We start from the raw sequence: 15,695 nt of genomic DNA, 5'->3' as shown, positions 1-15,695 counted from the left end.
TTGCGAGGGTTCAGTGGGTTCTGGCATTGGGCCATCTTCAAGCCAGAATTTCCAACCCGTGCTTCTTTACGATGCTCAGCAACTTGAGCGCCATGCCGCTGGGCTGTTTCTCACCAGATTCCCATTTTTTGACCGTGGAGGCACTGGTGTTCAAGTAACGCGCGAAAACAGGTTGGCTCACATGGCTGCTTTCACGCAGCTGCTTGATCTGTTCGGCTGGAATTTGCGCCGGGACCGTTGCAAGGCACATCTCGTCGAACTCACGTAGAGTGGTTTTGCTGATTGCCCCTATCGAGTGCAGCGCCTGGGCCGATTTATGAACAGATTCCAGCGCTTCACTTTCATACTTTTTGATCATGATGTATCTCCACAAACTCCTTGAGGTCCAGTAGTTGCTGGACTTGTGCCGCGCTTAAAGCTTCCCACAAACATACCACTCAGTGGTATAGACTAGAAACGCGGGCACGCAAAATCTCTCTGCCCCCTCGTCGGCAGTCCTTGCCGACGCTTGCCAAAAAGCCATTGTTTTCACTGATGCTCAATCAACAATTTCAGTCCAAAAATTTCGCAGACAAAAAAACGCCCCCAGCCAAAAGAATCAGGCTGGAGGCGCCGCGTAGGCCGCGAGACGGTTCAGGAATAAGGGATTAAACGGCGATGCCCTTGCGGCATTGCAGTTGTGCGGTACGCACGCGAGAAAAGGCGCGGGCCAGGCGCAGGAGCATTTCGTCGATGTTGCTTTTGCTCACCGTCAGCGCCGGAGTGAAGCGCAGGCAGTTGGGTTGCGGGGCATTGAGGATCAGACCTTCGTGCAGGGCGGCCTTTACGACGGCATCCGCGGAATCATCCGACAACGTCAGGCCCCACATCAGGCCCTGGCCGCGTAATTGGCCGTGGTCGTAACGGTAAGCCAGGCGGGCGAGACCTTCGCCGAGGTAACAGCCAGATTCATGCACATGCTCCAGGAAACCGCGCTCCAGCACCGTATCGAGAACCGCCAGACCGGCCGATGCCATCAACGCATTACCATGATGGGTGCCCTCCAGCTCGCCGACTTCGAAGCAGCAGGCTTTGCCGCGCGCCAACAAGGCCGCCAGCGGCACGCCACCGCCCAAGCCCTTGCCGAGGGTGATGATGTCGGCGCGTATACCGTACTGCTGTTCGGCAAGTAAGGCGCCACAGCGACCGATGCCCGTTTGCACTTCATCAAGAATCAGCAGGATGCCCAGCTCACGGCATAACCGCTCAACCCCCTTGAGGTAGTGCTCGGTGGCGGGAATTACGCCGGCTTCGGCCTGGATAGGTTCCAGCATTATCGCGACGGTCCCTGCATCCACCGCGGCGTGCAGCGCGGGTAGATCGTTGAACGGCACATGGCTGAACCCAGGCAACTGCGGTTCGAAACGGTTGTCACAGCCGCCCGACGACGCCGACATGGCCGCGAAGCTGCGGCCATGGCAGCCGTTGCCCGCGGTGATGATGCGGTAAGCACTACCCCGATGCAGTTGGCCCCATTTGCGTGCCAGCTTGATCGCCGCTTCGCAGGCTTGCGCGCCGCTGTTGAGCAGGTAGCCCTGGTCGCTGCCGGTGTGTTCGCACAGGCGCTCGACGAGGTTGAGTTGCAGGCGGTTGTACAGGCCATTACCCGGGTTGATCAGTGCTTGAGCCTGATCCGAGAGCGCCTTGATCAATACCTGCGGGCTGTGGCCGAGGCTATTGGCGGCACCGCCCTGGCTGAAATCGAGGTAGGCGCGGTCATCACTGTCCCAGAGCCAGGAGCCCTGGCCACGCACGAACACCTGTGGCGGGCGCGCAACGGTGGGCATCAGGCGCGCGCTGGAAAGGTCATTGCCGGCAGTGTCCAGAATCAGATCGTCCAGGCTCGGCGCGGGGCGACGGAACAGATTCACAGCTCACCTCCAATAGCAACCCGACCTTGATCGGTGCAGGGTGCCGACACTGCCTTGCGGTTTTTTGTCTTGCCTATGTAAACGCTATCAACATAAACGCTGTTCATTGCCCGATCCGGCCCTGTACGCCCTGTGAATAGGCGCTAGACTAGGCGTCTGCAGGGCCGACGGCCATTTCGATTTTCCAGCTTTTTCGATAAGTAAGTCTTATGGATTTCAAGCAACTGCGTTATTTCGTCGCGGTGTATGAGGAAGGCCACGTAGGCCGTGCCGCTGAACGCCTTTCGATCTCTCAACCGGCGTTGTCGCAACAAATCCGCCAGCTGGAACAGAACCTGGATGTGGGCCTGTTCGAGCGCAGCAGCAAGCGCCTGTTACCTACCTTGGCCGCTCATACGTTGTACAACCATGCCTTGCCGCTGATCGATGGCATGCAGCAAGCCGTTGAAGCCTTGGGCAACTTCAAGGGCCAGGCGATGCGTACCTTGGCCATCGGCGTGCTGCAGACGGTGCACACCAGCCTGGTTCCGCAAATGCTGGAGCGTGTGCGCAAGGCGCAGCCTCATTTGGTCGTGCAAATCTACGAACTGACGGGGCTTGAAATTGAACGGCGCCTGCTCAACGGTTCGCTGGACATTGGCATCAGCTATCTGCCGCCACGCCAGCCGGGGCTGCACGGCACGCTGCTGTATGAGGATGAATTGAAGGTGGTGATCCCCGAGGACCACCCGCTGCGCGAGTTCAAGAAAGTCTCGCTGAAGCAGGCGGCCGAATTGCCAATGTTGCTGTTGGGCGAAGAGTTTCAAGTGCGCCAGATCTGGCAAGGCCAACTGTCCAACCTTGGGCGGCGCCCGCAAGTGCAGGCAGAGCTCAACACCATGGTGGGCATTCTCGACAGCCTGCCCCACAGTAAATTGGCCACGGTGCTGCCAGGGCGCTCCCAGGACGAGCACAACAGCAAGGCCTTGTTGTGGAAACCCTTGAGTGAACCCAGGGTGCCACTGAAAGTGGGCTTGGTGTGCCGTGATCTACAACGACAGCAGGCGACCGTGGCCTTGCTGCGCACGCTGCTGGAAGGCGTGATGAATGCCCCGCAGGCAAGCGCCTGACTTTTTCGCGGGCAAAAGAAAACCCCGCCGAAGCGGGGCTTTGCAGACTGTTTCCCTGACATCCATTTCACTCCGCCGTCCTGGCAGAATCCTACGTGTCCGTGTTGTTGCTTTGCGCTTCCTGCGCGACGTCCATGTGAAGTAGATTATCGGTGGATCCAATTTGGCGATAGAGGACGAATAGCAGCACGTCATGTAAGAGATTGCTTACACGCCCTCCAAGCCTTTAGAACTGTGCCTCATCCAGCAAATACAGCGATTCGCTGCCCGCTTTTACCGACGCGCTCAATGAGTGGATACGCGGCAACAGGCGTGCAAAGTAAAAGCGCGCCGTGCCCAGTTTGCTGGCGTAGAAATCTTCCTCAGCCTCCTTGCCCAGCGCTGCCTTGGCCATGCGTGCCCACATGTAGGCGTAGGCCATGTACCCAAACGCGTGCAGATATTCCACCGACGCCGCGCCGATCTCATTCGGGTTGGTCTTGGCGCGGTCCAGCACCCAGGCGGTCAATTCATCCAGGTTATCCACCGCTGCGCTGAGTGGGCGGGTGAACTCGGCCAGTTCGGCATTCGCCGTGGCGATGAACTGACGGACTTCGTCGGCGAACAGGCTGTAGAACTTGCCACCGCTGCCCACGATCTTGCGCCCCATCAGGTCCAGGGCCTGAATGCCATTGGTCCCTTCGTAGATCTGGGTGATGCGTACGTCGCGCACCAATTGTTCCTGGCCCCACTCGCGGATGTAGCCATGGCCGCCGAACACTTGCTGGCCGAGTACGGTGGTTTCCAGGCCCAGGTCGGTGAGAAACGCCTTGGCAACCGGGGTCAACAACGCCACCAGGTTATCGGCGCGTTCGCGAGCGGCGGCATCTTCGCTGAATTTGGCGATATCCAACTGCGTCGCCACATAGGTGGAGAACGCACGGCCGCCTTCGTTCGCGGCCTTCATGGTCAGCAGCATGCGCCGCACGTCCGGGTGCACGATGATCGGGTCGGCGGCCTTGTCTTTGGCTTGGGCGCCAGTCGGTGCACGGCTTTGCAGGCGATCGCGGGCGTATTCGATCGCGTTCTGGTAGGAGCGCTCGCCGGACGCCAGGCCCTGGATACCCACGCCCAGACGCTCGTAGTTCATCATGGTGAACATCGCCGCCAAGCCACGGTTTGGCTCGCCGACCAGGTAGCCCACGGCTTCGTCGAAGTTCATCACGCAGGTCGCAGACGCCTGGATGCCCATCTTGTGTTCGATCGAGCCGCAAGTCACCGGGTTACGCGCGCCCAGGCTGCCGTCGGCATTGACCATGAACTTCGGCACCAGGAACAGCGAAATCCCCTTGGGCCCCGCCGGTGCATCCGGCAGCTTGGCCAGTACCAGGTGGATGATGTTTTCGGTGAGATCGTGCTCGCCACCGGTGATGAAGATCTTGGTGCCGCTGACCTTGTAGGAACCGTCCGCCTGAGGCTCGGCCTTGGTGCGGATCATCCCCAGGTCCGTACCGGCATGGGCTTCGGTCAGGCACATGGAGCCGGCCCACTCACCGGAATACATCTTCGGCAGGTAAGCGGCTTTCAGCTCTTCACTGGCATGGGTATTGATCGACACGCAGGCGCCGGAAGTCAGCATCGGATACAGGCCGAACGCCAGGCTCGACGAGTTGATCATTTCTTCGACTTGCGCCGACACGGCTTTGGGCATGCCCATGCCGCCGAAGACAGGGTCACCCCCGACACCCACCCAGCCGCCTTCGGCGTAGGTTTTGTAGGCCTGTGGGAATCCATCCGGCGTGCTCACCGCACTGTCCGCCCAGCGGCAGCCTTGCTCGTCGCCACCCCGGCTGAGCGGCGCGATGGACTTGGCGGTCACCTTGCCGGCCTCTTCGAGAATGGCCTCAACGGTTTCGGCATCCACGGTGTCCGCCAATGCCGGCAATTGGGCCCAAGTATTGGCGACCTCAAACACTTCGTTGAGGACGAAGCGCATATCACGCAGCGGCGCTTTGTAATCAGCCATGGCAAACCTCGTGAGAACGTGAAAAGTGATTCGATAGGGATCGGTTTTATGAGCCCCGAGTGTACCCGAACAACTTTTAAGACACATAGGGTCCACTTGTGACTGATTGGTATTTTTAAGTCACTCCAATGCAAATGCTTGCGCAGACAGACTCATCAGGCACTCGCTGCCGGCTTCCACGGCGGCGCGGTGGCCCGTTGTACGGGGCAGCAGGCGCTTGAAGTAGAAGTCGCAGGTGCCCAGCTTGGCCTTGGCGAACTCGATGTCGTCTTGCGCTTGCGCGGCAATGGCCATACGCAGCCACAGGTACGCCAGAATGATGTAACCGCTGTACATCAGGTAATCCACGGCCGCAGCGCCCACTTCATCCGGGTTTTTCATCGCCGCCATACCGACCTTCATCGTCAACTCGCCCCACTGCTGGTTCAACTGGTCGAGTTGCTCCACATGGGCCTTGAGCTGCGGATGTTCGGCATGCGCCGCGCAGAACTGATGCACGATCCGGGTAAAGCCACGCAATAACTTGCCCTGGCTGCCGAGCACCTTGCGCCCCAGCAAATCCAGCGCCTGGATGCCGTTGGTGCCTTCATAGATCGGTGCAATCCGCGCATCCCGCGCCAATTGCTCCATGCCCCACTCGCGGATGTAGCCATGGCCGCCGAACACCTGCATACCGTGGTTGGTCACCTCCAGCCCGGTCTCGGTCATGAAGGCTTTGCAGATCGGGGTAAGGAAGGCCAGCAGGTCTTCAGCGGCCTGGCGCTGCTCGGCGTCGTGGCTCAGATGCGCGGTGTCGAGCAATTGCGCGGTGAAGTAGGTCAATGCGCGGTTGCCCTCGTTGAAGGCTTTCATGGTCAGCAGCATGCGCCGCACGTCGGGGTGCACGATGATCGGGTCGGCGGCCTTGTCCGGTGCCTTGGCGCCGGTCAGCGAGCGCATTTGCAGGCGGTCGTTGGCGTATTTGATCGCGCCCTGGAAACTCGCTTCACCGTTGCACAAGCCCTGCATGCCGGTGCCCAGCCGTGCGTGGTTCATCATGGTGAACATGCAGTTGAGGCCTTTGTTGGCCTCGCCAATCAGAAAGCCCCTGGCACCGTCGAAGTTCAACACACACGTGGCCGAGCCCTTGATCCCCATCTTGTGTTCGATGGAGCCGCAGTGCACCGCGTTACGCTCACCCGATTCCGCATGGAACTTGGGCACGATAAACAAGGAAATACCCTTAGTGCCCGCTGGCGCATCCGGCAGCTTGGCCAGTACCAGATGGATGATATTGGCGCTCATGTCGTGCTCGCCGGCCGAGATGAAGATCTTGCTGCCGGTGACCGCATAGCTGCCGTCCGCCTGCGGCACGGCGCGGGTCTTGATCAGGCCCAGGTCGGTGCCGCAGTGGGCTTCGGTGAGGCACATCGTGCCGGTCCACTCGCCGGCGGTGAGTTTGTTCAGGTAAGTGGCTTTCTGCTCGTCGGTGCCATGGGCGTGGATCGCCGTCATGGCACCATGGGTCAGGCCGGGGTACATGCCCCAGGACGTGTTGCTGGAGCCGATCATTTCGCTCAGCACCAGGCCCAAGGATGGCGGCAGGCCCTGGCCGCCGTAGGCCGGATCGGCCGCCACGCCGTGCCAGCCGCCGTCCACGTACTGGGCGAAGGCTTCCTTGAAGCCCTTGGGGGTGGTGACCACGCCATTGTCGAAATGGCAGCCTTCTTCATCACCGCTGCGGTTGAGCGGTGCGAGCACGTTTTCGCAGAATTTGGCGCCTTCTTCGAGGATCGCACTGACCATGTCCGGCGTGGCATCCGTAGCCCCCAGCGCCGCATAGTGGCCATGGAAATCAAACACGTTGTCGATCAGAAAGCGCATGTCGCGCAGGGGAGCTTTGTAGTCAGGCATGGCGATGTCTCCGGCAGCAGATACTTTCAACCTACTGCCGGCCAAGACTGCAAACAATCACTGTAGAACCGCTGAATACAGCGCCATCACTCAACCGGCAGCGCGCTCCATACGCACCGCGCCACGCCGGGTCTGCCCGGCCGCGACCACGCAATTACGCCCGGCCCCCTTGGCGGAGTACAGGGCTTCGTCGGCGGATTTGAGCACCTCTTCCGGCGTGCGCTGCTCGGCCTGGCGCTCGGCCACGCCGATGCTGACGGTCACCGACACACTGGACGCCCCGCTGCCTGTGCGACGCTGACGGCCCTGATGATCGTCATGGGGACGGTCCGGGTTGCGCAGCTTGATGTCGTAGTTGGCAATGATCTCGCGGATCTCTTCCAGGTGCGGCATGCACTCATCCAGGGTCTTGCCGGCAAACACCACGGCAAATTCTTCACCGCCATAACGGTAGGCACGCCCGCCGCCATTGACCTTGGACAGCTTGCTGGCGACCAGCCGCAGGACCTGGTCGCCCACGTCGTGGCCATGGGTGTCGTTGAAGCGTTTGAAGTGGTCGACGTCGCTCATCGCCAACACATAGTTGCGCCCCAGTCGCTGCATGCGTTCGTTGAGCGCGCGCCGCCCGGGCAAGCCGGTCAGCTCATCGCGAAACGCCATTTGATAGGCCTCATGGGCCACACCGGCGGCAATCATCAACATCACCTGGCTGCACATGATGTTCAGGGTGAACGGCAGGATGAAGGTTTGCGGCAACATCCAGAACATTCCCAACAACCCGACCAACTGCGCGGCGTGCAACGGACGCGGCTGGTACCAGTACTGGGCGGCCAGGGTCAGGAAGCCGACCAGGAACATCGGGTAAGAGAGTTGGATCAGGCTCATCCAGCTGCCATGCAGCGCCGGCCAACGAATTTCTGCCAGCCAGTTCAGCAAGGCCTGCGGGAAACTCTGCTCCAGGGCCAGCGCAACGCTGCCCACGGCGATCAGCACCGCACACCGGGCAACGAAGTCGCGAAACAGGTGGGTCTTCTCCTGCCACAGCGCGTAGATGCTGAACAACAGCGGCAACAGCAGGCAACACAGATGAAACACCACGGCGGCATCTTCACGCACGCGGCCATTATCGCGGTAAAAGTCCGTCTGGGTGTCCAGCAAGAAGTAGGTGATATACACCGTGATCATCAGGAACAGTTCACGCTGACGCCGATACACCGCGCAATACGAACCACCGAGCAACAGCACCAAGGTCGGCAGCACGTTGAACAGCGAAGTGAAGAAGACATTGAGGTCTTTGACATACGCAGCCGAGAGCCCGGCCAGCAATAGCAGCAACGAGGGGAGAAAATGGCTGAAACGTACAGCGGACACGCGTGACAAGGGTAAAGCTCCGACCCGCCGATAAAGATGGCACAGTGCCTTCACTGCGCACAGTTAAGCACATTCAATGTGACCTGTATCACATTGCCATCACTGTAACGGCAGCCAACCCCAATCCCTAAGTGCTGCGCTGTGTTTTTTATCGCACCCAATAAAAAACCGCCACTCCCGAAGGAGCGGCGGTTTTCAGCAGAACCCGGTAAGGCTTAGTAAGCCAGGCCGAAGTTCTCTTCTTTCATGTCCATCAGGTTGTTGGCGCCCGACAGCATGGTTGCAACGTGAGTGCGGGTACGCGGCAGGATGCGCTGGAAGTAGAAGCGCGCAGTCTGCAGCTTGGCGGTGTAGAACGCCTCTTCGGTGGTGCCGGCAGCCAGTTTTTCGGCGGCCAGGCGCGCCATGTCGGCCCAGAAGTAAGCCAGGCACGCGTAACCGGAGTACATCAGGTAGTCCACCGAGGCGGCACCGACTTCTTCACGGTCTTTCATCGCGGCCATGCCGACCTTCATGGTCAACTCGCCCCACTCTTTGTTCAGTGCAGCCAGCGGTGCGACGAACTCTTTGACGGCTTCGTTGCCTTCGTTGGCCTGGCAGAACTTGTGCACGATCTTGGTGAAACCCTTGAGCGCTTCGCCTTGGGTCATCAGCACTTTACGGCCGAGCAGGTCCAGCGCCTGGATGCCGGTGGTGCCTTCGTACAGCATCGAGATGCGGCTGTCGCGAACGTTCTGCTCCATGCCCCACTCGGCGATGAAGCCGTGGCCACCGTAGATCTGCACGCCGTGGTTGGCCGCTTCAAAACCGACTTCGGTCATGAACGCCTTGGCGATTGGAGTCATGAAGGCCAGCAGGCCATCGGCCTGTTTCTTGGCTTCGTCGTCGGTGCCGTACTTGACGATGTCCACTTGCTTGGCGGTGAAGTACACCATCGCACGGTTACCCTCGGCGAAGGCTTTCATGGTCAGCAGCATGCGGCGCACGTCAGGGTGCACGATGATCGGGTCGGCCGCTTTGTCCGGCGCTTTCGGGCCGGTCAGGGAGCGCATTTGCAGGCGATCACGCGCATATTTCAGGCCGCCCTGGAAGCCGATTTCAGCATGGGCCAGGCCCTGCAGTGCGGTCCCCAGGCGAGCGGTGTTCATGAAGGTGAACATGCAGTTCAGGCCTTTGTTCGCCGGGCCGATCAGGAAACCGGTGGCCGCGTCGAAGTTCATCACGCAGGTAGCGTTGCCATGGATGCCCATCTTGTGTTCCAGAGAACCACAGGTCACGGCGTTGCGCTCACCGATCGAGCCGTCTGCATTCGGCAGGAACTTGGGCACGATAAACAGCGAAATACCTTTTGTACCTGCCGGTGCATCCGGCAGGCGCGCCAGGACGATGTGGACGATGTTATCGGCCATATCGTGCTCACCGGCCGAGATGAAGATCTTGGTGCCGGAAACTTTGTAGGAACCATCAGCCTGAGGTTCGGCCTTGGTGCGCAGCATGCCCAGGTCGGTGCCGCAGTGCGGTTCGGTCAGGCACATGGTGCCGGTCCACTCGCCCGATACCAGCTTGGTCAGGTAAGCCTCTTGCTGCTCAGGCGTGCCGTGTTCGGAGATGGTGTTCATCGCACCGTGGGACAGGCCAGGGTACATGCCCCACGACCAGTTGGCCTCACCGACCATTTCGCTCACGGCCAGGCCCAGGGACTCCGGCAGGCCTTGGCCACCGTGCTCCACATCATGGGCCAGGCTTGGCCAGCCGCCCTCGACGAACTGCTTGTAGGCTTCCTTGAAACCAGTAGGGGTCTTAACGCCTGACTCGCTCCAGGTACACCCTTCGATGTCACCCACGCGGTTCAACGGTGCCAGCACTTGCTCACAGAACTTGGCGCCTTCTTCAAGAATGGCGTCAACCATGTCCGGGGTAGCGTCCTGGCAAGCCGGCAGGCTCTGATAGTGCGCTTCATAACCGAGCAGTTCGTCACGAACGAAGCGAATATCACGCAAGGGGGCCTTGTAGTCAGGCATAGCGATAAACCTCTGCTGATGTATCTGGGATGAACAACCGCGTGGATTTGTTGTGGCGGTCAAACAGGTGTTTGAAACATACGTTTACGACCTGGGGTTGTCAAGCATCGTCCAGGCGCCATTTGTCATGACACGCATCAACGACACGCACGGCAGGGCCTGCGGCGTGTTGCCACTGTCAAAGGAGTTTAGAAGTTCGTCAGGATGACGCAGAACAAATGTGGGAGCGGGCTTGCTCGCGAAAGCGGTGTGTCAGTCAATCCATCAAAGACTGATCCACCGCTTTCGCGAGCAAGCCCGCTCCCACAGAAGAGCAGATAGGCACAAGGATTAAGCGTAGGTATCGATCAAGGTGCCGAGCATTTCGTCCGAAGCCTTGGCGACTTTCACGCCCAGTTCCACTTGAAACTTGCCTTGGGCCATCTCGACCATATCGCTCGCCGAGTTGGTGGGCTGGGCACGACCGTTGGCTTGCAAACGGTCGCGTTGGGCGTCCGAGGGCTGGGTCGTCGCGGCGCTGGCAATGTTGCCGGCGGCCTGGTCGACACGGTTCTGCCCGGTCTGGATGGTGCTCAGTCCCGAATAAAACGCGCTGCTTCCGGAGATTTCCATGGCGTAAGCCTGCCTTTAGAGAATCGTGAAGATGAATTGAAGCAGACATTCCGGCAAAAGGCCCGTCAAAAACACTAATGGCCTATTGCCCTGTTATAGCCAAAATCAGTCAAGCAGATCCAGTTCCAGGTGCGCGGCAACCGCTTCGGCCCCGGCCTGCTTGAGTCTCGGCACCCGCCCCAGGCATGGCGCCGGCAAGCGTTCAGCCAGGGTGGCAAGGTTCTCTTCCAGACGAGAGGTCTTCGGATCGATGATATTCGCTACCCACCCCGCCAGCGGCAACCCATCGCGGGCAATCGCCTCGGCGGTGAGCAAGGCGTGGCTGATGCAGCCCAGACGCACCCCCACCACCAGGATCACCGGCAACTTCAGGGCCATGGCCAAGTCCGACAGGTTGGCCTGATCGGCCAAGGGCACCCGCCAGCCACCCGCGCCCTCGATCAAGGTGAAATCCGCCTGCTGCGCCAGTATGTGCTGCATCGGTTGCAACAGCGACTGCACCGTCAGCGCAACACCGGCCTCCCGCGCCGCCAGATGGGGCGCGATGGCCGGTTCGAATGCCACCGGGTTGACCTCGGCATAGGTCAGCGGCAACGAGCATTCAGCCAACAGCGCCAGGGCGTCGCTATTGCGCAGCCCTTTGGGCGTGATCTGGCAACCCGAGGCGACCGGCTTTGCCGCAGCGGTGCTTTTGCCCGCGAGGCGGGCGGCATGCAAAAGGCCCGCGGCAATGGTGGTCTTGCCCACATCCGTGTCGGTACCGGCGATGAAGTAAGCGGCGTTCATAGAGGTTTCTCCAGTACGGCGTACACCACTTGATACGTGGCAGGCAGGCCCTGGGCCTGACGGAACTGCTCGTAAGCGTTCACCAGTGCAGCAATCCGCGCGCGGCCCGTCAACCCTCCCGGGCGGCCCGGGTTGAGGTTGTGCGCGCCCAACGCTTTGAGTTCGTGGGTCAGGCTACGTACGTCCGGGTAGTGCAGCACATGGGGTTGGCGCTCCAGGCTGACGACGCGCAGGCCGCTGGCGGCGCAGAGCTGTTGATACGTCTCGAAGGCACGGAAACGGTTGACGTGCACCAGGCCATCCGCCGCTCGCCAGCTTTCGCGCAACTCATGCAATGTGCCCACACACAGGCTCGCGAACGCCAGCACGCCGCCGGGTTGCAGCACGCGATGGGCCTCGCTGAGCACCGCGTCGAAATTCGCACACCACTGCACCGCCAGGCTGGAATAGATCAGCCCCAGGCTCTGAGCTTTAAGCGGCAAGCGCTCGGCATCCCCGGCAATGAAATACCCCGCGCCGCCCAAGGGCCTGGCGTGATTGAGCATACCTTCGGCGATATCCAGCGCCACGCCCTGGCTGTCGGGCAACCGCTCAGCCAACACACGGCTGAAAAAACCGGTGCCACAACCCATGTCCAGCCAGCGCTGTGGCGTTAGGGCCAGCGGAAGGCGAGCCAACAATGCGGTGCCCACCGCACGCTGCAACTCGGCCACGCTGTCGTAACTGGCGGCTGCGCGGGAAAACGACGCGGCCACCTGGCGCTTGTCCGGCAAGCCGCCCGGCAATGGGGGCAGGGATAAATCAGTCATCAACGCACTCATGCAAAAAAGCCTGGATGGCCCCCGCAACACCGTGAGGGTCTTCCAGAAGAAAAGCGTGGCCGGCCTGTTCAATCAGGCCGATTTCAACATCGGGCAGCAAGGCCAATAGATCGCCGGCCGCTTCGGCCGGTACCAGCCCGTCCAGGCCGGCAAACAGGTGTAACTGCGGACCGCGAAAAGCCTGCAAAGCGGCGCGGGTATCAAGCCGGGCGAGCAGTTCAAGACCGGGCATCAACACGCTGGAAGGTGTATGCGGCGCGCCACTGACCAGCAAACGCGACAACCCGCGAGGGTCTTCGGCGCCCTTGGCGCACAACAGGCCGAAGCGTTTGAGGGTGACTTGGGAGTCGGCATGGCAACCGGCGAGGAACGCATCGAAGGTTTCGCCGGGCATCGCGCTCGGCCAGCCGGCATGGGCGACAAAACACGGGTTGCTCGCCAACGTCAGCAAACCACAGCAGCGCTCACCGCGCCGCGCCGCCAATTCGGAAGCCAGCATGCCGCCCAGGGACCAACCGCCCAGCCAGGCGTTGTCCGCCAGCGTGGCGTCGAGTTCGTCGAGCCAGTCATCCAGCTCGCTGGAGTCCAGTACCGGCAACGGTTCGATCTGCACCTGCAGGTGCTCGTCGAGGCCCTGCAAAGCGGCGGCCAGAGGCTCCAGCGGTGACACGCCGAGGCCCCAACCGGGCAGCAATATCAGTCGATCACGCATGGTCGGGCTCCGTGGCGCCTAACAAGCGGAAACACTCTTCCAACGCCGTTAACAATAGCTGCACCTGGGCCTCGCTGTGGGCCGCCGTCAACGTGACGCGTAAACGTGCACTGCCGACCGGCACGGTGGGTGGGCGGATCGCGGTGACCATCAAGCCGCGCTCGCGCAACATCTGCGACAGGCGCATGGCCTTGGCGCTGTCGCCGATCAGGATCGGTTGGATCGGCGTGAAGCTGTCCATCAACGCCAGGCCGATCTGCTCGGCGCCCTGGCGGAACTGACGGATCAAGCCGTTGAGGTGCTCACGCCGCCAATGTTCGGTGCGCAGCAGCTCGAGGCTTTTCAAGGTGGCGCAAGCCAGGGCCGGCGGTTGGCTGGTAGTGTAGATGTACGGGCGGGCGAATTGGATCAGGCTTTCGATCAGGTCGTCACTACCGGCCACAAAAGCCCCGGCAGTGCCGAACGCCTTGCCCAGGGTGCCCACCAACACCGGCACGTCTGCCTGGCTCAAGCCAAAATGCTCGACGATCCCACCGCCGTGGGCGCCCAACGGGCCGAAGCCATGGGCGTCATCCACCATCAGCCAGGCGCCCTTGGCCTGGGTTGCACGGGCCAATGCGGGCAGGTCCGCCAGATCGCCGTCCATGCTGAACACGCCGTCGGTGACCACCAGGGTATTGCCGGTCGCCTTCTCCAAGCGCTTGGCAAGGCTATCGGCATCGTTGTGCAGGTAACGATTGAAACGCGCACCCGAGAGCAAGCCGGCATCCAGCAGCGAAGCGTGGTTGAGGCGGTCTTCCAGCACCGTATCGCCTTGCCCCACCAGCGCCGTGACCGCGCCGAGGTTGGCCATGTAGCCGGTGGTAAACAGCAAGGCCCGTGGGCGACCGGTGAGGTCGGCCAAGGCTTCTTCCAATGCATGGTGAGGTGTGGCGTGGCCAACCACCAAGTGCGAAGCGCCGCCGCCCACGCCCCAGCGGGACGCTCCGGCGCGCCAGGCTTCGATCACTTGAGGGTTGTTGGCCAGGCCCAGGTAATCGTTATTGCAGAACGCCAGAAGCGGCTGGCCGTCGACCACCACTTGCGGGCCTTGGGGGCTGTCCAGCAGCGGGCGTTGGCGATAGAGGTGTTCGGCACGGCGGGCAGCGAGGCGCGCGGCGAGATCGAAAGACATGCAGGCCTCGGTAGACTCAAAGACTGGAGACTGAGCGCGATCAAATGTGGGAGGGGGCTTGCTCCCGATATCGGTGGGTCTGCCAGCACATCTGCTACTGACAGGCCGCTATCGGGAGCAAGCCCCTCCCACATTTGGATTGCATTTCAATCAGACGGCAGCGTTATAGAACTGTTCGCTGCTCTTTTGCTCGACCAGCGCCTGCTCGATCGCCGCCTGATGCACTTCATCGGCGTGCTCTTCGCGGGCTTCCGGCAGGATGCCCAGGCGCGAGAACAGTTGCATGTCCTTGTCGGCCTGCGGGTTGGCGGTGGTCAGCAGTTTGTCGCCGTAGAAGATCGAGTTGGCGCCAGCGAAAAACGCCAGGGCCTGCATCTGCTCGTTCATCGCCTCACGCCCGGCCGACAGCCGCACATGGGACTGCGGCATCAGGATGCGTGCCACGGCGAGCATGCGGATGAAGTCGAACGGGTCGACGTCGTCAGCGTTTTCCAACGGCGTACCGGCCACCTTCACCAGCATGTTGATCGGCACCGACTCCGGGTGCTCCGGCAGGTTGGCCAGTTGGATCAACAGGTTGGCACGATCATCGAGGGACTCGCCCATGCCGAGGATGCCGCCCGAGCAGATCTTCATCCCCGAATCACGTACATAGGCCAGGGTTTGCAGGCGCTCGCTGTAGGTGCGGGTGGTGATGATCGAGCCGTAGAACTCCGGCGAGGTATCGAGGTTGTGGTTGTAGTAGTCAAGGCCGGCCTGGGCCAGGGCTTGGGTCTGGTCCTGGTCGAGACGACCGAGGGTCATGCAGGTTTCCAGGCCCATGGCCTTCACGCCTTTGACCATCTGCAGCACGTAGGGCATGTCTTTGGCCGACGGGTGCTTCCACGCGGCGCCCATGCAGAAGCGCGTGGAGCCGATGGCCTTGGCGCGGGCGGCCTCTTCAAGGACCTTCTGCACCTCCATCAGTTTTTCTTTTTCCAGGCCGGTGTTGTAGTGGCCCGACTGCGGACAATATTTGCAATCTTCCGGGCAGGCGCCGGTCTTGATCGACAGCAGGGTCGACACCTGCACGCGGTTGGCATCGAAATGCGCGCGGTGCACGGTCTGCGCCTGGAACAACAGGTCATTGAATGGTTGCACGAACAGTGCTTTAACTTCGGCTAAAGACCAGTCGTGACGCAGGGTGGCAGAGGTGCTGGCGCTCATGGGCGATTCCTTGATTATGCTTTGGCAAGCGCTGCGGGAAGGGCAATACCCACAGGCGCGACACGGATGCTCGGC

At 61.1% G+C, this 15,695-nt stretch carries 13 protein-coding genes; 1 reads left to right on the top strand and 12 read right to left on the bottom strand.

Annotated elements, in window-relative coordinates; translation table 11 throughout:
• Window positions 1-37 precede the first annotated feature (37 nt).
• Both JBE38_RS25290 and JBE38_RS25285 read right to left on the bottom strand, forming a co-directional pair.
• Entirely contained in the window at window positions 38-358 is a 321-nt protein-coding gene (locus JBE38_RS25290) for a helix-turn-helix domain-containing protein (protein ID WP_060757257.1), read from the bottom strand.
• A gap of 289 nt (window positions 359-647) precedes the next feature.
• Window positions 648-1,910 (bottom strand): aminotransferase class III-fold pyridoxal phosphate-dependent enzyme, encoded by a 1,263-nt coding sequence (locus JBE38_RS25285; RefSeq protein ID WP_205345405.1) that lies wholly within the window; start codon window positions 1,908-1,910, stop codon window positions 648-650.
• 209 nt (window positions 1,911-2,119) lie between these two features.
• On the opposite strand from JBE38_RS25285, the gene JBE38_RS25280 reads away from it, so the two are divergent.
• Window positions 2,120-3,019: a LysR family transcriptional regulator gene (locus JBE38_RS25280; protein WP_090368407.1), complete on the top strand. Its 900-nt coding sequence runs from the start codon at window positions 2,120-2,122 to the stop codon at window positions 3,017-3,019.
• Window positions 3,020-3,245: 226 nt separating this feature from the next.
• Here JBE38_RS25280 and JBE38_RS25275 read toward each other — a convergent pair whose 3' ends face one another.
• From JBE38_RS25275 to bioB, 10 genes are all read right to left on the bottom strand, one after another.
• The gene (locus JBE38_RS25275; RefSeq protein WP_090368405.1) at window positions 3,246-5,024 is read right to left on the bottom strand and encodes an acyl-CoA dehydrogenase C-terminal domain-containing protein; all 1,779 of its coding nucleotides are present in this window, start codon (window positions 5,022-5,024) and stop codon (window positions 3,246-3,248) included.
• A gap of 120 nt (window positions 5,025-5,144) precedes the next feature.
• Window positions 5,145-6,917, bottom strand: coding sequence for an acyl-CoA dehydrogenase C-terminal domain-containing protein (locus JBE38_RS25270; protein WP_205345404.1), 1,773 nt, complete (start codon window positions 6,915-6,917; stop codon window positions 5,145-5,147).
• 90 nt (window positions 6,918-7,007) lie between these two features.
• On the bottom strand, window positions 7,008-8,297 hold the full coding sequence (locus tag JBE38_RS25265) for a GGDEF domain-containing protein (RefSeq protein WP_060757252.1): 1,290 nt from the start codon (window positions 8,295-8,297) through the stop codon (window positions 7,008-7,010).
• A 206-nt stretch (window positions 8,298-8,503) separates the two neighbouring features.
• Window positions 8,504-10,309, bottom strand: coding sequence for a phenylacyl-CoA dehydrogenase (locus tag JBE38_RS25260; protein WP_060757251.1), 1,806 nt, complete (start codon window positions 10,307-10,309; stop codon window positions 8,504-8,506).
• Window positions 10,310-10,639: 330 nt separating this feature from the next.
• Complete coding sequence (locus JBE38_RS25255; protein ID WP_060753328.1) at window positions 10,640-10,921, bottom strand: hypothetical protein; 282 nt, start codon at window positions 10,919-10,921, stop codon at window positions 10,640-10,642.
• Window positions 10,922-11,026: 105 nt separating this feature from the next.
• Entirely contained in the window at window positions 11,027-11,707 is a 681-nt protein-coding gene (bioD, locus tag JBE38_RS25250) for a dethiobiotin synthase (protein ID WP_205345403.1), read from the bottom strand.
• A complete protein-coding gene (bioC, locus tag JBE38_RS25245; protein ID WP_205345402.1) occupies window positions 11,704-12,516 on the bottom strand; it encodes a malonyl-ACP O-methyltransferase BioC in 813 nt (270 codons plus the stop codon). The genes bioD and bioC overlap by 4 nt, the downstream gene beginning before the upstream one ends.
• Window positions 12,509-13,240, bottom strand: a complete 732-nt coding sequence (locus tag JBE38_RS25240) for an alpha/beta fold hydrolase (RefSeq protein ID WP_090368396.1) — start codon at window positions 13,238-13,240, stop codon at window positions 12,509-12,511. The genes bioC and JBE38_RS25240 overlap by 8 nt, the downstream gene beginning before the upstream one ends.
• A complete protein-coding gene (gene bioF, locus JBE38_RS25235) occupies window positions 13,233-14,414 on the bottom strand; it encodes an 8-amino-7-oxononanoate synthase (RefSeq protein ID WP_205345401.1) in 1,182 nt (393 codons plus the stop codon). The genes JBE38_RS25240 and bioF overlap by 8 nt, the downstream gene beginning before the upstream one ends.
• A 150-nt stretch (window positions 14,415-14,564) precedes the next feature.
• Complete coding sequence (gene bioB, locus JBE38_RS25230) at window positions 14,565-15,620, bottom strand: biotin synthase BioB (protein ID WP_060753333.1); 1,056 nt, start codon at window positions 15,618-15,620, stop codon at window positions 14,565-14,567.
• Window positions 15,621-15,695 lie beyond the last annotated feature (75 nt).

Origin of the sequence: Pseudomonas sp. ICBG1301 (genome assembly GCF_016918385.1) — a bacterium.
Classification (GTDB): Bacteria; Pseudomonadota; Gammaproteobacteria; order Pseudomonadales; family Pseudomonadaceae; genus Aquipseudomonas; species Aquipseudomonas palleroniana.
The sequence above is the reverse complement of the archived record's forward strand: the minus strand, read 5'-3'. Positions and strand labels throughout refer to the sequence as shown.